The following is a 21,759-nucleotide window of genomic DNA, read 5'->3' on the forward strand; positions in this document are numbered from 1 at the left end:
TCCGATAAGGAGAACCCCGCTTCCGGAATCCAGACTCAAACCCGCCGACAGACCCGACAGAGGAGAACCCAGATGGAAAAGCTCAGAGCAGTAGTCACAGGAGCCAGTTCCGGAATCGGTGCGGCCACGGTCCGACAGCTGCGCGAGCAGGGCTGGGACGTCGTCGCCGTGGCCCGTCGTGAGGACAAGCTCAAGGCCCTCGCCGAGGAGACCGGAGCCGGCTACATCGTCGCCGACCTCACCGATGACGCCGCCGTGGCGTCCATGGCCGAACAGGTGCTCGCCGGGGGAGTCGTCCACTCCCTCGTGGCCAACGCGGGTGCCGCCTTCGGAACCGACACCGTCGCCGAGGCATCGGTCGACGGGTGGCGGGACATGTTCGACATCAACGTCCTCGGCGTCCTGCGCGTCGTCAAGGCACTGCTTCCCGCCCTCATCGACTCCGGCCGCGGGGACATCGTCGTCATGTCCTCGACCGCGGGCCATCAGGCCTATGAAGGCGGCGGTGGCTACGTCGCTGCGAAACACGGCACCCATTCGATGGCAGCGACCCTGCGCCTCGAGCTCGCCGGCGAACCCGTGCGCGTCATCGAGATCGCACCAGGAATGGTCGCCACCGACGAGTTCACCTTCAAGCGTGTCGGCGGCGATGAGACGAAGGCCGCGAAGGTCTACGAAGGCGTCGAGAACCCGCTGACCGCGGATGACGTCGCCGACGCCGTCGTCTACACGCTCACCCGGCCGCACCACTTCAACGTCGATCTCATGGTCATCCGACCGATCGCCCAGGCCGCTCAGCACAAAGTCGCCCGCAACCGGGGACTGTGAGCACCCACGGCTCCAGCCCGGGGCGCCTCGGCGAGGGAGAAACCCCGCGCCGCCGAGTGGTCTCGGGCGGAGTCGACGGTATAGGATTGTCTTGCGTCGATCCGGCTATCACCGGGGAGCATCCGGAAGAACGGAACCAGCGTTCCAAACGCCGCGTTCTCAGTAGACCCGGACGGGTGGACCCGTCATCGTCTGAGTGAATGAGCGATCCGCTGACCGACCTGAACCGGTCGGACTGCGGATAAGCGAGGTGGTACCGCGGCAGACTGTCGTCCTCGTGACAGTGACCGCAGTGACCCAGAAGGACGCTCATGACTCAGCCTCTCTATCCCAAGGTTTCGACCTCGACCTTCGGACTCTCGTCGTCCCCGAACTTCCCTGCCATCGAAGACGCTGTGCTGCGCTACTGGCAGGAGGACGACACCTTCAAGGCATCGATCGCCCAGCGCGATGCCGGCGAAAACGGCGAGAACGAATTCGTCTTCTACGACGGACCTCCCTTCGCCAACGGCCTGCCCCACTACGGTCACCTGCTCACCGGCTACGTCAAGGACGTCGTCCCGCGCTTCCAGACGATGCGCGGCAAGAAGGTCGACCGCCGCTTCGGCTGGGACACCCACGGACTGCCGGCCGAGCTCGAAGCCGAGCGTCAGCTGGGCATCACCGACAAATCCGAGATCGGCCGCATGGGACTGGCCGCATTCAACGACGCCTGCCGCTCCTCGGTCCTTCGGTACACCCAGGAATGGGAAGAATATGTGACCCGACAGGGCCGGTGGGTCGACTTCGACAACGACTACAAGACGCTCAACGTCGAATACATGGAAAGCGTCATCTGGGCGTTCAAGCAGCTCTGGGACAAAGGTCTCGTCTACGAGGGCTACCGCGTGCTTCCTTACTGCTGGAAGGACGAGACGCCGCTGTCGAACCATGAGCTGCGCATGGACGACGACGTGTACAAGATGCGTCAGGATCCGGCCGTGACCCTCGGATACAAACTCAAGGACTCAGACGAGTGGGTCCTCATCTGGACGACGACTCCGTGGACGGTTCCGTCGAACCAGGCCGTGGCCGTCAACCCGGAGATCCCACTCGTCGCAGTGATCCCCGGTGAAGACGGTGCCGAAGAACTTCAGGGCAAGACCCTCATCCTCGCCGAGGCGCGCCTGGGAGCCTATGCTCGTGAACTCGGTGCCGAACCGCAGGTTGTCCGCACCTTCCCAGGCAGCGAGCTCGTCGGCGCCTCCTACGAACCTCCCTTCCCGTACTTCGAAGGCCGTCAGGAGGAGTTCGGCGAGAACATGCACACGATCCTCGCCGCGGATTTCGTCACCGTCGAAGACGGCACCGGAATCGTCCACCAGTCACCCGCCTTCGGTGAAGAGGACAAGGAACTCACGGACTCCTACGGAATCACCGCCGCCCGCCCCGTCGACGACGCCGGTCGTTTCGATACGACAGTGCCCGACTACGCCGGCCAGCAGGTCTTCGACGCCAACAAGGCGATCATCAAGGACCTGCGCAACCACACGGGTCCGATGGAATCGCGGGGTGCTCTGCTGATCCGCCACGAATCCTACGAGCACTCCTACCCGCACTGCTGGCGCTGCCGGAACCCGCTGATCTACCGTGCGGTGTCCTCCTGGTTCGTCCGCGTCACCGAGTTCAAGGACCGCATGGTCGAACTCAACGAGCAGATCAACTGGGTGCCCGACAACGTCAAACACGGACAGTTCGGCAAATGGCTGGAAAACGCCCGCGACTGGTCGATCTCGCGCAACCGCTTCTGGGGTTCGCCGATCCCCGTGTGGATCTCCTCCGATCCGGCCTACCCGCGCACCGATGTCTACGGCTCCCTGGCAGAGATCGAAGCCGACTTCGGACGTCTTCCGCGCAACGACTCCGGAGAAGTCGACCTCCACCGCCCGTGGGTCGATGACCTCACCCGCCCGAACCCGGACGATCCGACCGGCAATTCCGTGATGCGGCGCATCCCAGAGATCTTCGACGTCTGGTTCGACTCCGGTTCGATGAGCTACGCCCAGGTGCACTATCCGTTCGAGAACTCCGAATGGTTCGACAACCACTTCCCGGCCGACTTCATCGTCGAATACGTGGGACAGACCCGCGGCTGGTTCTACCTGCTGCACGTTCTGGCCACAGCGATCTTCGACCGACCCGCATTCACGAACTGCATCTCCCACGGCATCGTGCTCGGTTCCGACGGGCAGAAGATGTCGAAGTCCCTGCGCAACTACCCCGATGTCAACGAGGTCTTCAACCGCGACGGCTCTGATGCCATGCGCTGGTTCCTCATGGCTTCGTCCATCCTGCGCGGCGGCAACCTCGTCGTCACCGAACAGGGCATTCGCGACGGTGTCCGCCAGGTCGTGCTCCCGCTGTGGAACACCTGGCAGTTCTTCGCGACCTATTCCAACGCGGCCGGCGGTCCGGCGGGGGAGAAGACCGGCTACCAGGCACAGTCCCGCTACGACTCGTCCCAGGTCCTCGACCGATACCTCCTGGCCAAGACGCACGACCTCATCACCGAGTTCGCTGAGGCGATGGAGGGCCTCGACATCTGGGCGGCATGCGAACTCGTGCGCAGCTACCTCGATATGCTCACGAACTGGTACGTGCGTCGTTCGCGTCGCCGGTTCTGGGACGGCGGCACCCACACGCATGAGTCCTTCGACGTCTTCTATACCTGTCTGGAGGCATTCTGCCGTGTGGCCGCGCCCCTGCTGCCGTTCACGGTCGAAGAGATCTATCGCGGACTGACCGGGCAGCGGTCGGTGCACCTGGCCGACTACCCGGATGCCGAAGCATTCCCTGCCGACGCCGATCTCGTCGCGGCGATGGACCTCACCCGCGATATCTGCTCGACGGCCTCCTCGGTGCGCAAGGCCAACCAGCTGCGGGTGCGCCTGCCGCTGTCGCAGCTGACCGTCGCCACCGACACGGACCTGAGCTCTGACTTCACCGAAATCATCGCCGATGAGCTCAATGTGCGTACCGTCGAGGTCCTCGACGTCGCCGAGGCGGAGGCCGCCGGATTCTCCCTGTCACAGAATCTCGTCGTCAACGCCCGTGCCGCCGGACCCCGTCTGGGCAAACAGGTCCAGCAGGTCATCAAGGCTTCGAAGTCCGGCGACTGGTCCGTCACCGACGGCACCGTCGTCAGCGGCGGAATCGAACTCGTCGACGGCGAGTTCACCCTCGAATCCGTGGCCGAATCCGGTACCGAGGGCATGGAGCTCGCGGCTCTCGACTCCGGCTTCCTCGCCCTCGACACGCGGGTCACACCCGAGCTCGAGGCCGAGGGCATGGCACGTGATGCCGTGCGTGCCATCCAAGGCATCCGCAAGCAGCTCGATCTCGACATCTCCGACCGGATCGCCGTCACCATCGAAGCCGGCACCGAGGTGGTCGCCGCGCTCCAGCCTCACGTCGACCTCATCGCCGGTGAGACCCTGACGACCACTCTGGACTTCGGCCCGGTCGACGCCGGTGCCGAGGTCTTCAGCCCCGAAGAGCTCCCCGGCGGCACCCGTCTGGCGGTGAAGCGGGCATGAGCGAGGACAACACCCCAGCCGAGGATCCGGTGGCAGCAGCCGAGGAGCTGCTGGCCGCTGTCGAAGATCCGCAGACCGCAGAACAAGACGCGGATTCGGAACCTCTGCCCGAACCGGTCGTCGATGAGGCCACTCGGGCCGAGCTCGCCCGGGTCTATGCCCTGCTGCTTGCCCGGGCGGGGGAGACGCAGGTCGAGCTGCGCCTCGACGCGACTCGGCGGGCGTGTGAGATCCTCGGCGATATCCACACTGCGGCCCCGACGATCACGATCACGGGCACGAATGGGAAGACGTCGACGGCACGGATGATCGATTCGCTCATCTCCGCTCATGAGCTCCGGGTCGGTCGTTTCACCAGTCCGCACCTGCATTCGGTGACCGAACGGATCTCCGTGGACGGCGCCCCCGTGTCCGCTCACACCTTCGTGCGCATCTATGACGAGATCGCACCGTACCTCGAGATCGTCGATGCCCAGCTCGAAGCCGAAGGGCGCGCGAAGCTCACCTATTTCGAAGCGCTGACAGTGCTGGCCTTCGCAGTGTTCGCCGATGCTCCGGTCGATGTCGTCGTCACCGAGGTCGGCATGGGCGGTCAATGGGATTCGACGAACGTCGCCGATGCCCAGGTGTGCGTGTTCACGAAGATCGGTCTCGATCATCAGGCGTTCCTCGGCGACACCATCGAGGAGATCGCCGCGACCAAGGCTGGGATCCTCGACCGCAGCGTCGAAGACAGCCCGGCTCCCGAACCTGTTGCCGTGTCTGCTGTCCAGGACGAGGCCGCCCAGGCGGTCCTCGACGAGGAAGCCGCCCGCCGTGAGGTTCCGCTGGCCGCTGAGGAACGGGACTTCCGTCTCCTCGAACGACAGCGGGCCGTCGACGGTCAGCTCATCACGGTCCAGGGCCGCAGAGACGTCTACTCCGACCTGTTCCTGCCGCTGCACGGAATTCACCAGGCCCACAATGCCGCGGTTGCGATCGTCGCGGCCGAGACCTTCCTGGGAGCCGAAGACAAGCCGCTCAATCAGGAGACGGTGGCCGAGGGGCTGGCCCGCGTGACGTCACCGGGCCGCGCGGAACTCCTGCGCACGGGACCGAGCGTGGTCGTCGACGGCGCCCATAACCCGGATGCCGCGCATGTGCTGGCCGAGACGCTCGCCGAGGCGTTCGACTTCGACTATGTCGTCATCGTGCTGGCGATGCTGGCGGACAAGGACAGCGACGGTGTCATCGAAGAGCTTCATCGCAGCGCAGATGTGTTCGTCGTCAGCGAGAATCTCAACTCCCGTGCGCTGCCGGCAGACGACCTCGCCGAGGCGGCGCGGGAATGGGTCGACGAGGATTCCGTCATCGTCGCCTCCGATCTCAACGCCGCTCTGATGAAAGCCATCGACCTGGCCAACAGCGTCGATGCGAAGAGTCCGGGGATCGTCGTCACCGGCTCCATCTACACCGTGGCCGAAGCGCGCCTGCTGCTCGGACGAGGGGAGGAAGGATGAAATCGAAGTACCCCGTTCTCTGCGGATCGATCCTCATCTGCGAGCTCGTCGTCGTCTACTTCGCCGTGCTCACGACATTCGGCTTGTCGGTGAAATCAGCCCAGACCCTGACCCTGGCACAGCTGCTCATCGGCGCCTCGGTCATCGCAGTGTTGGCGATCATCGCCGTCATCCTGCTGCCGCGGCGCATCGGTGAGAAGCGTCCCGGTGTGATCATCGGCTGGGTCGTGCAGGGGCTGCTGCTGGCCTCCGGCTTCGTGCTCACCTCGATGTTCTTCGTCGCAGCGCTGTTCATCGCCTTGTGGGCCGTGGCCGTGTACTGGTCGGCTCGCATCGATCGTGAGGTCGCCGCGCGCGACTGAACCGTGAGAACACCGAGGCGGGAGCGCCTCGGTGCCCGGGTAGACTGTGGACCGACGTCCACACGACATTGGAAGGACCGGAATGGAACGTACGCTCATCCTCATCAAGCCCGACGGAGTCGCTCGCGGACTCGTCGGACAGATCGTGGCCCGAATCGAAGCCAAGGGCTATGCGATCGACGCCTTGGATCTCCGTTCGGCCACCGCCGCCGAACTGGCAGCCCATTACGCCGAGCACGAAGGCAAGCCCTTCTACCAGCCGCTGGTCGACTTCATGTCCGAAGGGCCGATCGTTTCGATCATCGCCTCCGGACAGGGCGTCATCCCCGGCTTCCGGTTCCTGGCCGGCGCCACCGACCCGACGGCAGCTGCTCCCGGCACGATTCGCGGCGATCTCGGTCGCGACTGGGGAGAGAAGGTGCAGAAGAACCTCGTCCACGGATCCGATTCCACCGAATCGGCCGAACGCGAGATCGGAATCTGGTACCCGGCCGAAGGCTGATGACAGGCAGAAGACCGAATGCGGCCGACGTCAGAGCCGAGCCGGTCGAATAAGTGAGGGTGCCCCACCGTTTGGTGGGGCACCCTCACTGCATCTGTTTCACGATCAGAGCAGATTGGAGAAGAATGCCCAGAACTGCACGACGATGCAGGCGAAGATGATGAGCATCCACAGCACCGACAGGGCGATGTTCTCCTTTGCCAGAACCCTCAGCGCGGCGTTGTCGGCGGCGCGCCGACCGAAGGCACCGGTGAGCAGATTGCGGGCGGTGACGGCCATGAACATCGGAATCGTCACGGTCCACACGATGATGCACCACGGGCATCCGACCCCGATCTTGTAGATCGAGACGTAGAACAGGAACATCACCAGCGCCACGCCGCATCCGAGTCCGATATTCAGTCCCACCATCACCCAGCGGGGCAGCCGGGTGCCGGACAGGATGAGCACACCGAGCAGCAGCGGGATGATGAAGGCTGCCACGCCCATGAGCTGATTTGGAAAGCCAAGGAGCTCGGCTTCGGGATGTTCCATGACCGAACCGCACGAGAAGAACGGGTTGAGGTCGCAGGAGAGCACGACGTCCGGGTTCGCCAGCTTCTCGTACTTCTCCGCCGACAGGGAGAACGAGGCGAGGAAGCCGATGGCAGAGGCGATGATGAGGAAGATCCCGAACGGCACCGATCTGAGCACCCACGACGAGGTGGTGTCGGTGGACTCGAGATCGTCGGATTGAGTCAGTGTGTTGTTCACTCCTCAAGAATGCCTGGCCATGTCCCGTGCGGCAAACCCCGGCCCCATCTAAACCAAAGCGCAGAGACACTTCTGTGACATAATGGTCGGACGGATACCTGTTCTCACACCGAGCAGGAGAAGTGCCTCCACCGAGCCGAGGGTATGACCTCGCAGGTCGACAACAAGATGAGGCAGCACGGAAGGCCTACGCGCTGAGCGCGAGCCGGATGTGCCATCCACAGGTTTCGGTCCATTGAGGACCATGCAAGGATCCGAAGATCCGTACGGTGTGGACGGCGTCTTCGGACTGGGAGATACGATGAACGATAACGACGGCACAGAGTCGACAGATCCGACCGAAGGCATTCTCGCGGACCTCGCGAATCTGCAGCAGTCGGCGGGTGGCAAGAACGCCGAACACGAGGATGTCGACGACCGAGTGCGTGCGCGCCTCGATGACATCGCTGAGGCGGCCGAGTCGCTGCGTATCGGCGATGCCGATGACAGCAACGATGATGAGGACGAAGAGCCGACCCCTCGCAGAGTCGGGCAGAAGTCCGCACGCGATGCCGTGGCCAATCGGGGACTCGTCTTCGAGGAGTTCGTCCGCGGAGACTCGGACGACGATGACGATGATCACAACGACGATGATGCCGATGCCGATGGTGACGACGACGGGGACGACGAGTCCGATGCTGCGTCGCAGGCATCGCCGAGCTTCGACCCGCGCAATCCCTTCGCGGCCCCGGCTGCTCCGGCTGCCGCACCCGAACCCCGCACCACTCCAGCTGTGCCCTATGACGGGGGCCTGATCTTCCAGGTGCCGAAGGCCGAATACGCCGAGGCCATCACGATCGAAGACGATGACTGGGATGATTCACAGGACTCCGATGACGACACGTCGTCCTCGCAGGAGAGCCGTCAGAACGACCGTGGTGAGGACGATTCCTCCAGCGGTCCACGTCGGCGTCGAGGCGGTCGCGGTCGCCGATCGCGGGGTCGCGATGACTCCCACGACGATTCCTCGGACTCGGACGACGACTCCAAGGACTCCGAGGACGACTCCTCGGACTCTGCCGGCAACCAGGATGCGAGGTCGTCGAAGCGGGGATCTCGGTCGAGCAATCGCGGTTCGAAGCACTCCGATTCGGACGCCGAGAACTCACATTCGAAGTCGGATCGCAAGGACACTGATCACAAGGAGTCCGACGACAGGGACTCCGACGATTCGGAATCGGACGATGGCGACGACGACTCCGACGGCGGTTCGCGTCGTCGCCGTCGCCGGTCGCGCACCCGCACCACCGACCGCGACGAGGTCACCTCGCTCAAGGGTTCGACTCGCCTCGAGGCAAAGCGCCAGCGTCGCAAGGAGGGTCGCGAAGCCGGACGTCGCCGGCCGATCATCACCGAAGCCGAATTCCTCGCTCGACGTGAGTCCGTCGACCGGACCATGCTGGTGCGTGAGAGCGGCGATCAGACTCAGCTCGTCGTCGTCGAAGACGGGATCGCTGTCGAGCACTACCTCAAGGAGAACCGTCAGCAGTCTTCGCTCATCGGCAACGTCTACCTGGGCAAGGTCCAGAACGTTCTGCCGAGCATGGAAGCGGCATTCATCGACATCGGCAAGGGCCGCAATGCCGTACTCTACGCCGGTGAAGTCAATTGGGACGCCCTCGGCATGGACGGCAAGGCACGTCGCATCGAAACCGCGCTGAGTCCCGGCGATGCCGTGCTCGTGCAGGTGACGAAGGACCCGATCGGACACAAGGGCGCCCGCCTGACCAGCCAGATCTCTCTGCCCGGGCGGTTCCTCGTCTACGTTCCGGGCAATTCGATGACCGGAATCTCGCGGAAGCTGCCCGACAACGAACGCGCACGCCTGAAGAAGCTGCTCAAGCAGCTCGTCGGCGATTCGAACGGCGTCATCGTGCGCACCGCTGCCGAAGGTGCCACCGACTCCGATCTGTCCCGTGATGTCGAACGTCTCGCCAAGCGGTGGGAGACGATCGAGAAGAAGTCGAAGTCGACGAAGGTGCTGGCCCCGCAGCTGCTCTACAGCGAGCCGGACATGATCGTGCGCATCATCCGTGATGTCTTCAACGAGGACTTCAGCTCGCTCGTCATCGACGGCGACGGAGCGTGGAACACTATCCATGAGTACGTCGAATCCGTCGCCCCGGACCTGCTCGATCGCGTCCACAGCTACAACGAGGACGAAGACATCTTCGACCACTACAGGATCGAAGAGCAGGTCCAGAAGGCGCTGCAGCGCACCGTGAATCTGCCCTCGGGCGGGTCACTCGTCATCGACCGCACCGAAGCGATGACGGTCGTAGACGTCAACACCGGCAAGTTCACCGGCTCCGGGGGCAACCTCGAGGAGACGGTGACCCGCAACAACCTCGAAGCCGCCGAGGAAGTCATTCGGCAGATCCGTCTGCGCGACATCGGCGGAATCATCGTCGTCGACTTCATCGACATGGTGCTCGAATCCAATCGAGACCTCGTGGTGCGCCGCCTCGTCGAGTGCCTCGGTCGCGACCGGACGAAGCATCAGGTCGCCGAGGTGACATCGCTGGGACTCGTGCAGATGACGCGCAAGCGCATCGGCACCGGACTCGCCGAATCCCTGGTCAGCGCCGGCGAGGACCTCACCGGCCGGGGTCTGCTGCTGCCGGGTTCGGAAGAAGACGGGTCGAAGGCCCACCGCGGCAACCGCTCGTCGAACCACGACAACCGCCGTGATCGCAAGCGGCGGGGCGACTCAGGCTCGAAGTCCAAGCACAATGAGTCCGAATCGACTGATGAGACAGTGTCCTCGGATGCTTCTCGGTCGGCTGTCGCCGCGATCGCGAAAGCCACCCTGAAGAAGGATGATGCCGATTCGACCGAATCGTCGTCCGATGCTCGGACTCAGTCCGATGACTCGTCGAACGACGGCGAGAACGCCAAGTCCCGCCCGCGTTCGCGCAACGGACGCCGCCGCTCCCGCTCGAACCGCAGCGATGACTCGCAGACCGAGGCGCGCGACGAGAAGTCGAGTGACAGGGAGAAATCAAACGGCAACGCGAAGACGAGCAGCAACGAGCAGGAGTCGGCAGAAGCGAAGTCCGCAGCCGAGCAGAAGCCGGTCGCCGAAGAACCGAAGGACCTGCCGCTGATGATCGGCGCGGACAGCGAGACGAAGGTCGCCGCCGCCGAACCGGTCAAGAGCACTCCGGCGAAGAAGCGCGAACCGGCGAAGAAGGCCCCTGCCCCCAAGCAGGAGCAGCTGCCCACCTCGTTCGTCATCATCGGTGAGGACTGAGCGCCTCTCCTGAGCTGAGACAGACGACAGCGCCCCGCCGACGGATGACGTCGACGGGGCGCAGTCGTGTGCGGTGAACTCCGGGTACTGGCGGTCAGCCTGCCGACTGCTGATTGCGGGTGGTGCTGATCGTCGGCTGTGCGGCCTGGTCACCGCAGAGGACGATCATCAGGTTCGATACGAGGTCGCTGCGTTCGGTCTGACCGAGCCTGACGATCTGCCGTCCTTCGATCTCCTCGATCGCCGTCTCCACCATGCCCACAGCTCCTTCGACGATGAGCTGACGGGCGGCGACGACGGCCGTGGCCTGTTGGCGCTGGAGCATGGCACGGGCGATCTCCGGGGCGTAGGCCAGTTGGGTGATGCGCGACTCGATGATCGTGACTCCCGCAGCCATGACCCGGGCAGCGATCTCGTCGGAGAGCCGCGAGGTGATCTCGTCGGCGTTGTCACGCAGCGACATACGGCCGGGATCCGAGGAATCATAGGCATAGGAGTTGGCGATGTGACGAACCGCGGTCTCTGCCTGGATGGCGACGAACTCTTCGAAATCATCGACCTCGAACATCGCCTGTGCGGTATCGCGGACCTGCCAGACCACCACGGCGCCGATTTCGATCGGATTCCCGTCGAGGTCATTGACTTTCAGCGTCGAGGTCTCATGGTTGCGGATGCGAGTCGAGATCTGATCTTTCGTATAGAAGGGATTGACGAATCGCAGACCCGACTGCCTGACCGTTCCGACGTACTTGCCGTAGAGCTGGAGGACGACGGCATGTCCGGGCGCCACCGAGGTGCAGCCCTTGAACAGGAACATCGAAGCGATAAAGCTGAGGACGGCCACGATGAAGAGGACGACACCGACCGCGACCTGGGCGAAGGTCATGACGAACCCGATGATGCCCAGGAGCACGGCGAGGAGCAGCAGAACGATGGCGCCGACGATGGCGAAGTAGCCTGAGACCCCGCCTGCCGGCTTCTCTCGGACACGTTCTCCATCGGGGGAGACGATGCGCGTGGGGGCAGAATTCCCCTGCCCCGAGGCGGATGGGCCGCGGTGGGAATTCGGCGTCTGCGCAGCGGACCGTCGGGCCCCAGGGTGCGGTGCCTGCGATGAGACAGGTGCGGACCCGGTGGCCGGGACCGGACCTGAACCGGCAGACTGTCCGTCCGTGCGACGACTCTGCGGTGCCGGTGGCAGCGGTGTGCCTTCACGGTGGTGCGGCGGCGCACCGGTGTTCGCTTGGGCGCCGGCGGGCGGACCATACGGTGCCGTCGCCCCCGAGCCGCCGATCGACCCGGACTGAGCACCCTGAGAACCATAGTGGCCATTGGGATTCGTCACTGCTTCGGCCCCGGGATAGGACGCGGGCTGACTGTGTCCAGCCTGGATATGTGTGCTCTGATCTCCGCTGGGGACGGGGCCGCGATCGGGGGTCGGATTCGATGAACGATTCGGTCGCTGACCTGGTTGCTGGGTGTTCTGAGTCATGCTCCCAGTCTAGGTCAGGTAATGAGACGGGAATCTCAAACAGCCGTGGAACGGTCAGTTTCGTAACGGTTCGATAACTGAACGTGTCCCATTAGGTGGAACGCTTGAATGTGACGCAGGTCTCAGTAAATTGTCACACTATGAACAATTTCTTAATTTCAGCAGCCCCGGCCTCGCCGGTCGACGATGCCATCAACTCTTGGTTCGACCCGATCGCGACATGGTTCGGCAGCATCATCTTCTTCCCGATCACCATCGGATCGATCTCGTTTCCCTTCGTCGTCCTGTGGCTCATCTTCGCAGCCGGGGTCTTCACCCTCTACTTCGGCTTCATCCAAGCTCGAGGGGCGAAACTGTCGCTCGAGGTCATCCGCGGAAAATTCTCCTCGAAGTCCGATCCGGGTGAGGTCAGCCATTTCCAAGCCCTGGCCTCTGCGCTGTCGGGTACCGTCGGCCTCGGCAACATCGCCGGTGTCGGCGTGGCCATCGCTCTCGGCGGCCCCGGAGCGACCTTCTGGATGATCATCGCCGGTCTCCTCGGCATGTGCACCAAGTTCGTCGAATGCACCCTCGGAGTGAAATACCGTGAGATCGACGAGAACGGCGTGGTCCACGGCGGACCATTCAAGTACCTCCCCGTTGCCTTCCGTCGCTTCTCCAAGCCGGTGGCAACGGTGCTCACCGGACTGTTCGCCATCGCCATCCTCATCTTCGGCATCGTCGGCGGCGGAATGTTCCAGGCCAACCAGACCTTCGCCCAGGTCCGCACCGCCACCGGCGGCGATGACGGGTTCCTGGCCGGCCCCTTCGCCTCGCTCGTCTTCGGAATCATCTTCGCGGCCCTCGTCGCCCTGGTCATCCTCGGCGGCATCCGCTCCATCGCGAAGGTCACCGACAAGCTCGTTCCCGGAATGGCCATCTTCTATGTCGTCTCGTGCCTCCTCGTGTTGGGTCTCAACTTCTCGAACATCCCCAATGCGATCGGCGAGATCTTCGCCGGCGCGTTCAACCCGCAGGGTGTGGCCGGCGGCATCGTCGGAGTCATGATCATCGGCTTCCAGCGTTCGGCCTTCTCGAATGAGGCAGGAATCGGATCAGCTGCGATCGCCCACTCGGCGGTCAAGACTCGTCGTCCTATCTCCGAGGGATTCGTTGCACTCCTCGAGCCCTTCATCGATACGGTCGTCGTCTGCACCATGACGGCGCTGACCATCATCGTCGCCAATCAGGCCTCCTACCGAGAGGACCTCGGCGCCGGTGAGATCGGTGGAGTTGCGCTGACCTCGGATGCCTTCTCCACGGTCGCCTCGTGGTACCCGATCCTGCTGGCCATCGCCGTCGCACTGTTTGCCTTCTCCACCCTCATCACTTGGGCGTACTACGGTGAGCAGGCATGGAGCTACCTGTTCGGCAATGCGAAGGCCAGTGTCACCGTCTTCCGCACGCTGGTCTGCCTCTTCGTCGTCGTCGGCTGTGTGGCGACCTTCTCCAAGGTCGTGGAGTTCGCGGATGCGGCCCTGTTCATGTGTGCCTTCATCAACATCCTCGGCCTCTACATGCTGATGCCGGTGGTCAAGAAGGAGATGAAGAAGTACCTCGCCGACCGCAAGGCCGGCACGCTCAACGATCCGGACACCGCCGACGCCGTCCCGGTCGACCAGCCCGCCTGATTGCCGACCTCCGTGTCTGACGGAGGAGGACTCACCCGACTTAGGTTGCCTGTGCGCCGCGCCCAAACGGATGCGGCGCACAGGCATGTCCGGGCATCGATAGACTGGGGGCGTGGATGAGAACAGAGACGACAGGACACATGCAGTCGAACGGCTGCAGGAGCTGCGAGGCAGCATCGACAACATCGATGCCTCCCTCGTTCACCTCCTCGCCGAGCGCTTCAAGCTCACCGAGCGCGTCGGTGAACTCAAAGCCGACCACGGTCTGCCCCCGGCCGACGAGTCTCGGGAAGCCAGGCAGGTCGCCCGACTCCGAGAACTCGCCGAGGAGTCCCATCTCGATCCGGAGTTCGCAGAGAAGTTCCTCGCGTTCATCGTCGCCGAGGTCATCCGCCGGCACGAGCGCATCGCGGAGTCGCGCGAAAGCTGAGTCGAAGTGCCGGGGGAGCCGCCTGCCTCCGGGAGTGGACGAGAGATGGCTCACATCGGGCAGGTCTTCCACTCGAGCAAGGGCGGCGGGTTTGCCGTTGCTGTGCACTCTCGACTAGAATTGATCGTCGGTGCGCGTGACGCGCCACGGCTGGTGATTCCTCTCAATGGGATGTCTGCAGGACTGGTTCTGCTGCAGCCAAGGGACAACCGCCGTTCGTTTGTTTTCAACAGAAAGAGGGTTCGACCATGGTCTATGCCATCGTCCGCGCCGGAGGCCACCAGGAAAAGGTGAGCGTCGGCGATATCATCACAGTCAACCGAATGAAGGCGAAGGCTGGAGACAGCGTCGAACTCGATGCCGTACTTCTTGTCGACGGTGAAACGGTCACGACCGATCCCGACGCTCTGGCGAAAGTCTCGGTCAGCGCCGAGGTCGCCGGTGAACTCCGCGGTCCCAAGATTGTGATCCAGAAGTACAAGAACAAGACCGGGTACAAGAAGCGTCAGGGCCACCGCCAGGACCTCACCCGTCTGAAGATCACGAACATCAAGTAAGAGGAGACTTCTCACATGGCAAGCAAAAAGGGAGTCAGCTCGACCCGCAACGGTCGCGACTCGAACCCACAGTACCTCGGCGTGAAGCGCTTCGGCGGCCAGGCCGTCAAGGCCGGCGAGATCATCGTCCGCCAGCGCGGAACCAAGTTCCATCCCGGAGCCAATGTCGGCCGTGGAGGAGACGATACCCTCTTCGCTCTGACCGCCGGTGCCGTGGAATTCGGAACCCGCAACGGTCGTAAGATCGTCAACATCGTCGGAGCCTGATCCTTCCCGGATCCGTTCCGTCGTCAATATGATCTCTCCCTGAAAAGGGAGCATGAAGGGTGAGTCGAACGACTCACCCTTCATCTGATATAAGGACATTATGGCCACCGAGTTCGTAGACCGTGTCACCGTTCACCTCGCCGCAGGCGCTGGTGGGAACGGGTGTGCCTCGATCAGGCGCGAGAAATTCAAACCGCTCGGCGGCCCCGACGGCGCCGATGGCGGCAACGGCGGCAACATCATCTTCCGCGTCGACCGTCAGACCACCACCCTGCTTCCCCTGCACCACCGTCCGCACGTGCGCGCCGACGACGGCGGGATCGGCAAAGGCGATCTGCGCCACGGTGCCGACGGCAGAGACCTCATCGTCGACGTCCCCGAGGGCACCGTGGTGAAGAACACCAACGGCGACGTCATCGCCGACCTCGTCGAGGAGGGCACCGAATTCACCGCAGCAGCCGGTGGCCGCGGCGGGCTCGGCAATGCCGCGCTGGCCTCGACGAAGCGCAAGGCCCCCGGCTTCGCGCTCCTCGGAGAGCCCGGGCAGACGCTCAGCCTCGTGCTCGAACTCAAGACGATCGCCGATATCGCCCTCGTGGGATACCCATCGGCGGGCAAGTCGAGCCTGATCGCTGCGCTGTCGGCCGCCAAACCGAAGATCGCCGACTACCCATTCACGACACTCGTGCCCAACCTCGGGGTCGTCCAGGCCGGCGACACCCGCTACACGGTCGCCGACGTTCCAGGACTCATCCCCGGCGCATCTGAGGGCAAGGGACTCGGCCTCGAGTTCCTCCGCCACGTCGAGCGCTGTGCCGGGCTCGTCCATGTCATCGACATGGCCACCTGGGAGCCCGGACGCGATCCCGTATCCGACCTCACGATCATCGAATCCGAACTCGCCGCCTATGCCGTCGACCTCGACGACGGGAGCGGACTCCTGCCGCTCTCACAGCGCCCGAAGCTCGTGGCGCTGAACAAGGTCGACATCCCCGACGGTCGCGACCTCGCCGATATCGTCCGGCCTGATCTCGAAGCCGCCGGATACCGGGTCTTCGAGATTTCGGCAGTCAGCCATGCCGGTCTGCGGGAACTCTCGTTCGCCATGGCCGAGCTCGTGCTCGCCGAACGGGAACGTCGTGCCGAGATCGAAGCGACACCGCAGCGCGTGGTCATCCGTCCGAAGGCCGTCGACGATCGCGGATTCGAAGTCCGTTCCGAACGCACCTCCGACGGACCGCTGTTCCGCGTCCTCGGTGACAAGCCTCGTCGCTGGGTGCAGCAGACGGACTTCGGAAACGACGAAGCCGTCGGCTACCTCGCCGACCGCCTCGAGCACCTCGGCGTCGAAGAGGCTCTTTTCAAGGCTGGAGCGAAACCCGGCGACACCATCGTCGTCGGCGGAGACGACGGCGTCGTCTTCGACTGGGATCCCACAACTGTCGGTGGAGCAGAACTGCTCGGCTCCCGCGGATCGGACGCCCGACTGGACGAGGAAACGCGCTCCACACGCAAGGAACGCAAGGCCGCTTATCACGAGAAGATGGACGCGAAGGCCGCCACGCGGGCCGAGTTCGAACAGGAGCGGTTGGCCGAACGCGCCCACCGCGAGAGCCGCCTCGGTGCACCTGCGACAGAGTCTGGTGAGGGAGCCGGCGAGGAGTGACCGCCGCAGCTCAGGCGGATTCTTCCGCAGGATCGTTCCGTGACGACATCGCCCGAGCCCGTCGCATCGTCGTCAAGGTCGGATCGTCCTCGCTGACGACGATCGACGGCGGACTCGACGAAGCCAAACTCATCGCGCTCACCGATGTCATCGGCGCTCACCGGTCTGCCGGTCATGAGGTCATCCTCGTCTCCTCCGGCGCGATCGCAGCCGGGCTGGAGCCGATGGGGCTGAAGAAGCGCCCTCGAGACCTCGCCAGCCAGCAGGCGGCTGCCGGGGTCGGTCAGGGACTGCTCATGGCCGCATACACGCGGGCGCTGGGACGCTACGACCTCGTTCCCGGCCAGGTGCTGCTCACCGCCGATGACCTGATCCGACGCACCCAGTACAAGAACGCCCAGCGCGCCATCGACAAACTCCTGGCCCTGGGCACGCTGCCCATCGTCAACGAGAACGACGCCGTGGCCACCGAGGAGATCCGCTTCGGAGACAACGACCGGCTGGCAGCTCTCGTCGCTCACCTGGCTCACGCCGATGCGCTCGTGCTGCTGTCCGATGTCGATGCGCTCTACTCGGGACCCCCGGACCGGCCCGGCTCCCGCCTGATCGGCCGCGTGCACGGACCCAGCGACCTCGGCGACCTCGCCATCGGCGGAGTCGGGACAGCCGGAATCGGCACGGGCGGAATGGCCACGAAGGTTGACGCCGCCATCATGGTCGCCGATTCGGGGATCCCGGCCGTGCTGACCTCGGCACCGCAGGCAGCCTCGGCGCTGGCGGGGGAGCCCGTGGGCACATACTTCGCCGTCACCCACAGACGACGGGGCACCCGCCTGCTGTGGCTGCGCCACCTCGCCCGGACCTTCGGATCGGTCACGATCGACAGAGGAGCCGAAACGGCCGTGCTCTCGAGGGGCACGTCCCTGCTCGCCGCGGGAGTCACCTCCTGCAGCGGGGACTTCGAAGCAGGGGATCCGGTCGAGATCCGCAATCTCGACGACGAGGTCATCGCCCGCGGTATGTCGAACTTCTCCTCGGACGAGCTGCCGCTGATGTTTCGTTCCACAACCGAGGAACTTGGCACCCGTCTGGGAAATGACTACCGTAAAGAGGTCATCCATCGAAACGATCTTGTTCTCACACAGGTGAGCGGGGGGAGATAGCCCATGACAGCAGCAGCCGAGATCCACCCGAAGACCGTGCGCGGAGTGACCCGCATCGTCCGCAACGCCAAGACCGCCTCGAGCCTGTTGGCAACGACCTCGACCGCCGAGAAGGATGCTGCTCTCGGAGCTATCGCAGAGGCGCTGCGCAGCAGCACCGATCGCATCGTCAAAGCCAATGACGCCGACATCGCCGCCGGCACCGAGAACGGAATGAGTGAGTCCCTGCTCGACCGGCTGCGCCTCGATGCCGATCGCATCGCCGCGATCGCGGACTCCGTGGAGGACGTCATCGACCTCGCGGATCCCGTCGGCGACGTCGTCGTCGGACGCACCCTGCCCAACGGCATTCGCCTCACCCAGAACCGTGTGCCCATGGGTGTCATCGGCGCGATCTATGAAGCCCGCCCGAACGTCACCGTCGACATCGCCGTCCTCGCACTCAAGTCCGGAAACGCCTCGGTTCTGCGCGGAGGATCGGCTGCACAGAACTCGAACACTGAGATCATCTCCATCCTCCGCCGCGCCGTCGAATCGGCAGGACTGCCGGCCGACTCGATCAGCGGCATCGACCAGTACGGGCGCGAGGGCGCGAACGTGCTCATGCACGCGCGCGACTACGTCGATCTGCTCATTCCCCGAGGCGGCGCCGACCTCATCAACATGGTCGTGCAGGAATCGATCGTGCCCGTCATCGAAACGGGCGTGGGCAATGTGCACATGTTCATCGACTCCACCGCCACGGTGAAGACCTCAGTCGACCTCGTCCTCAACTCGAAGACGCATCGACCCAGCGTGTGCAACTCGCTGGAGACCCTCCTCGTCCATGAGAAGGCTGCGAAGCGAGTGCTGCCGAAGATCCTCGAACGGCTCGACGGCGCCGGAGTCATCGTCCACGCCGACTCGGACGTCTCAGCATTGGCACCGGCCGGGATGAAGGTCCGACGCGTGTCGAGACGTGACTGGGCCAAGGAGTATCTGGGGCTGGAGATCGCCATCAAACTCGTCTCCGGAATCGAAGAGGCCATCGACCACATCCGCGCCTACAGCTCCGGCCACACCGAGGTGATCGTGACGAAGGACCTCGACAACGCAGATACCTTCGTCACCGCCATCGACGCAGCGGCGGTGGGAGTCAACGTCTCTACGCGATTCACCGACGGGGGAGAGCTCGGCTTCGGTGCGGAGGTGGGCATCTCCACCCAGAAGCTGCATGCTCGCGGCCCCATGGGACTTGAGCAGCTGACGACCACGAAATGGGTGATGATGGGCAACGGCCAGGTCCGTTCCTGAGCCCCAATCGACTCCGACACTCCGCGATCAGGGTCCTCACCGCCCGACCGGGGGAGACATCGGAGGGGGAAGAAGTCATGTCGATGCCGGATTCCCCGATGGTTCATGAGAAACTGAGAAGGTAACGACCCCGAAGCGCTCTGCGCGCGACGGATCACTGAGTAAGGAGAAATGACGTGAACGCAGCCATTATGGCCGCCGCGGCCGAAGGCGGGGAGCACGCAGCTCACGTGGAGCTGCCGATGGATCCGATCTGGTACGGACTCATCACCCTGGCGATCTTCATCACGATGGGCATTGTGTCCCGGTCGTGGAAGGGCATCTCGCACCGCCACTGATATGGCAGAGCACAGACGCAGAGTCGGTGTCATGGGCGGCACCTTCGACCCCGTCCACAACGGCCACCTCGTCGCGGCAAGTGAGGTCCAGGCGACCTTCGACCTCGACGAGGTGGTTTTCGTCCCCACGGGACGGCCGTATCAGAAGGACGTCGAAGAGGTCACCAGCGCCGAGCACCGGTACCTGATGACCGTCATCGCCACGGCATCGAATCCGCGGTTCACCGTCTCCCGGGCCGACGTCGACAGACCGGGTCCGACCTACACGATCGACACGCTGCGCGACGTCGCCAGCAGCTACGGTCCCGACACCGAGTTGTTCTTCATCACCGGCGCGGACGCTTTGGCTCAGATCTTGACGTGGAAGAATGTGGATGAGCTGTTTTCCCTGGCACACTTCGTCGGGGTCAGCCGGCCCGGGCACGAACTCCACGGTGAGGGGCTGCCGGTCGACCGGCTGAGTCTCGTGCAGATCCCTGCGCTGGCGATATCGTCCACGGATTGCAGACAACGGGTGATGGATGGTGCACCCGTCTGGTACCTCGTACCGGACGGCGTAGTGCAGTACATCGCGAAATACGAGTTGTACAGGAGTGAGAATGGCTGAGGAGCAGTTCACGTCACGTCGAGCACGGCGAGAAGCCGAAAGGCTGGCGGCGGAACAGGCGTTCGAAGCACGAGAGGTTCCTGAGCAGCCGAAGGAGGCTCCGAACTCTCGCGCCGGACTCCTCAGCCCGCTGCCCCCGAAGAAGCCCGGTGCGAAACCCGCCGCCGAGACCAGCGACGACACCGCCTCGCGCATCGACCCCGAGCCCTCGCCGCGGACCAGCCACGAACGTGGCGCCCTGGCATCGGACCACCCGCAGGAGTCCCGGCCGCCGGTGCAAGCCGAAGACCGTCTCGACCCGACGCGGACCCCGTTGCCGCACTTCCAATCGCGTGCGGAGAAGAAGCGATACCTACGCGAACACGGACTTTCGCTGTACGGCGATCTGTCCACCGGTGCGATGCCCGTTGTGGCTGACGAGAAGGAACTGGCAGAACGCCAGGCCGCAGCCGAAGGTCGACTGACCGGACCGATCCCGGAGGCCACACAGTCGGAAGCCACCGGCTCGGACGCCGTCGAGTCAGACGCAGCCGACACGGACGCCGCAGCCGACCCTGCAGATGCCTCGCCCGTGTCGAGCCCGGATGCGGATGCGGGCACCGAGCACGAATCCTATGACACCGCCGGTTTCGGGGGAGCAACTGATGAGGTCGCCGCCCGCGACTTCGAAGCCCCTGTCACTTCTGCCTCGGCTCCGCGGCCGACGACCGTGGAGAGCAAATCCTTCGACGCGCTGTCGATGCCGTATTCGGCTCTCGACGGCGACGCTCCTGCACTCGGCCCCGAGGACGAGGGCGAGAAGCCTGCCGAGACCTCGGACGAGCCGGACTCAGAGGATCAGAACGCCTCAACCGACAAGCGAGCCACGGGTGTTGCCGCTGCAGCAGTTCCCGCAGTTGAGCCTGCCACCGAAGACAAGTCGGCGGCGAAGCCCGAGGCCGATGGCGAGGACGAGTCCGAGCCTTCGTCTCGGTCGCGACGGATGCCGATCGTGCAGCCGCCTTCGACCTCCGGAGTCCGCGTCGTCACAGCCGCCTCGGCGCAGATCCCCGAGGTCGATGAACCCCGCAAGAGCGATGCTCGCGGACCGCAGACGCCGGTGCCCGGTCGTGCCGACGAGTCGCAGTCCGGCTCAGCCTCCGAGCGGGCCGACGAATCGGCCGGCGACGCAGGCTCCGATGACGCGGCACGCGCCCTGGCGGCCAATCCGGAGACCCGGCCGATGGACGCTGTGCCCGAAGCCTGGTCGCTGCCGAATGCCGACTACGAAGACGAAGAGACCGTCAACCCTCCCGGCTCACGCATCCGTGCCAGCTCGGTGACCGGGCAGGACGGTCAGATCCTCATGGGCGAAGAGCCTTCGAAGATGCCCTATATCGTCCTCGGCGTGGCCGCCTTCTTCGCGCTGGCACTCATCGTCATCGCCCTCGTCATGTTCCTCTGAGCAACACCCGGGACAACTGGA

At 64.3% G+C, this 21,759-nt stretch carries 18 protein-coding genes; 16 read left to right on the forward strand and 2 right to left on the reverse strand.

Annotation, left to right across the window (positions count from 1 at the left end; genetic code table 11):
* Positions 1-72 precede the first annotated feature (72 nt).
* From HK353_RS06455 to ndk, 5 genes are all read left to right on the forward strand, one after another.
* Entirely contained in the window at positions 73-828 is a 756-nt protein-coding gene (locus tag HK353_RS06455; RefSeq protein ID WP_173154042.1) for an SDR family oxidoreductase, read from the forward strand.
* Positions 829-1,139: 311 nt separating this feature from the next.
* The gene (gene ileS / locus HK353_RS06460; RefSeq protein WP_173154045.1) at positions 1,140-4,403 is read left to right on the forward strand and encodes an isoleucine--tRNA ligase; all 3,264 of its coding nucleotides are present in this window, start codon (positions 1,140-1,142) and stop codon (positions 4,401-4,403) included.
* Positions 4,400-5,902: a bifunctional folylpolyglutamate synthase/dihydrofolate synthase gene (locus tag HK353_RS06465; protein WP_173154048.1), complete on the forward strand. Its 1,503-nt coding sequence runs from the start codon at positions 4,400-4,402 to the stop codon at positions 5,900-5,902. Before ileS ends, HK353_RS06465 begins: the two co-directional genes overlap by 4 nt.
* Entirely contained in the window at positions 5,899-6,264 is a 366-nt protein-coding gene (locus tag HK353_RS06470; RefSeq protein ID WP_173154051.1) for a DUF4233 domain-containing protein, read from the forward strand. Before HK353_RS06465 ends, HK353_RS06470 begins: the two co-directional genes overlap by 4 nt.
* Positions 6,265-6,346: 82 nt before the next feature.
* Positions 6,347-6,766: a nucleoside-diphosphate kinase gene (gene ndk / locus HK353_RS06475; RefSeq protein ID WP_173154054.1), complete on the forward strand. Its 420-nt coding sequence runs from the start codon at positions 6,347-6,349 to the stop codon at positions 6,764-6,766.
* 105 nt (positions 6,767-6,871) lie between these two features.
* On the opposite strand, the gene HK353_RS06480 is transcribed toward ndk, so the two are convergent.
* Positions 6,872-7,519 (reverse strand): vitamin K epoxide reductase family protein, encoded by a 648-nt coding sequence (locus HK353_RS06480; RefSeq protein WP_173154057.1) that lies wholly within the window; start codon positions 7,517-7,519, stop codon positions 6,872-6,874.
* 301 nt (positions 7,520-7,820) lie between these two features.
* Here HK353_RS06480 and HK353_RS06485 point away from each other — a divergent pair, with 301 nt between their 5' ends.
* Positions 7,821-10,811, forward strand: coding sequence for an Rne/Rng family ribonuclease (locus HK353_RS06485; protein ID WP_245395826.1), 2,991 nt, complete (start codon positions 7,821-7,823; stop codon positions 10,809-10,811).
* Positions 10,812-10,905: 94 nt separating this feature from the next.
* On the opposite strand, the gene HK353_RS16955 is transcribed toward HK353_RS06485, so the two are convergent.
* Positions 10,906-12,303, reverse strand: coding sequence for an SPFH domain-containing protein (locus tag HK353_RS16955; protein ID WP_245395827.1), 1,398 nt, complete (start codon positions 12,301-12,303; stop codon positions 10,906-10,908).
* Between the two features lie 140 nt (positions 12,304-12,443).
* Here HK353_RS16955 and HK353_RS06495 point away from each other — a divergent pair, with 140 nt between their 5' ends.
* The 10 genes from HK353_RS06495 to HK353_RS06540 all read left to right on the forward strand — a co-directional run bounded on the left by HK353_RS06495 (position 12,444) and on the right by HK353_RS06540 (position 21,738).
* Complete coding sequence (locus HK353_RS06495; RefSeq protein ID WP_173154063.1) at positions 12,444-13,973, forward strand: alanine/glycine:cation symporter family protein; 1,530 nt, start codon at positions 12,444-12,446, stop codon at positions 13,971-13,973.
* Positions 13,974-14,085: 112 nt separating this feature from the next.
* Complete coding sequence (locus tag HK353_RS06500; RefSeq protein WP_173154066.1) at positions 14,086-14,403, forward strand: chorismate mutase; 318 nt, start codon at positions 14,086-14,088, stop codon at positions 14,401-14,403.
* A 248-nt stretch (positions 14,404-14,651) separates the two neighbouring features.
* A complete protein-coding gene (rplU, locus tag HK353_RS06505) occupies positions 14,652-14,960 on the forward strand; it encodes a 50S ribosomal protein L21 (protein WP_025776790.1) in 309 nt (102 codons plus the stop codon).
* A 15-nt stretch (positions 14,961-14,975) separates the two neighbouring features.
* Complete coding sequence (gene rpmA, locus HK353_RS06510) at positions 14,976-15,227, forward strand: 50S ribosomal protein L27 (protein WP_025776788.1); 252 nt, start codon at positions 14,976-14,978, stop codon at positions 15,225-15,227.
* A gap of 100 nt (positions 15,228-15,327) precedes the next feature.
* A complete protein-coding gene (gene obgE, locus HK353_RS06515) occupies positions 15,328-16,893 on the forward strand; it encodes a GTPase ObgE (protein ID WP_173154069.1) in 1,566 nt (521 codons plus the stop codon).
* Entirely contained in the window at positions 16,890-18,056 is a 1,167-nt protein-coding gene (gene proB, locus HK353_RS06520) for a glutamate 5-kinase (RefSeq protein WP_173154072.1), read from the forward strand. Before obgE ends, proB begins: the two co-directional genes overlap by 4 nt.
* Before the next feature lie 3 nt (positions 18,057-18,059).
* A complete protein-coding gene (locus HK353_RS06525; RefSeq protein WP_173154075.1) occupies positions 18,060-19,349 on the forward strand; it encodes a glutamate-5-semialdehyde dehydrogenase in 1,290 nt (429 codons plus the stop codon).
* A gap of 176 nt (positions 19,350-19,525) precedes the next feature.
* On the forward strand, positions 19,526-19,687 hold the full coding sequence (locus HK353_RS06530) for a hypothetical protein (RefSeq protein WP_167443897.1): 162 nt from the start codon (positions 19,526-19,528) through the stop codon (positions 19,685-19,687).
* A gap of 1 nt (position 19,688) precedes the next feature.
* A complete protein-coding gene (gene nadD, locus HK353_RS06535; protein WP_173154078.1) occupies positions 19,689-20,294 on the forward strand; it encodes a nicotinate-nucleotide adenylyltransferase in 606 nt (201 codons plus the stop codon).
* Positions 20,287-21,738 (forward strand): hypothetical protein, encoded by a 1,452-nt coding sequence (locus HK353_RS06540; RefSeq protein ID WP_173154081.1) that lies wholly within the window; start codon positions 20,287-20,289, stop codon positions 21,736-21,738. The genes nadD and HK353_RS06540 overlap by 8 nt, the downstream gene beginning before the upstream one ends.
* Positions 21,739-21,759: the final 21 nt, after the last annotated feature.

Source organism: Brevibacterium permense (assembly GCF_013280495.1).
GTDB classification, from domain to species: Bacteria; Actinomycetota; Actinomycetes; order Actinomycetales; family Brevibacteriaceae; genus Brevibacterium; species Brevibacterium permense.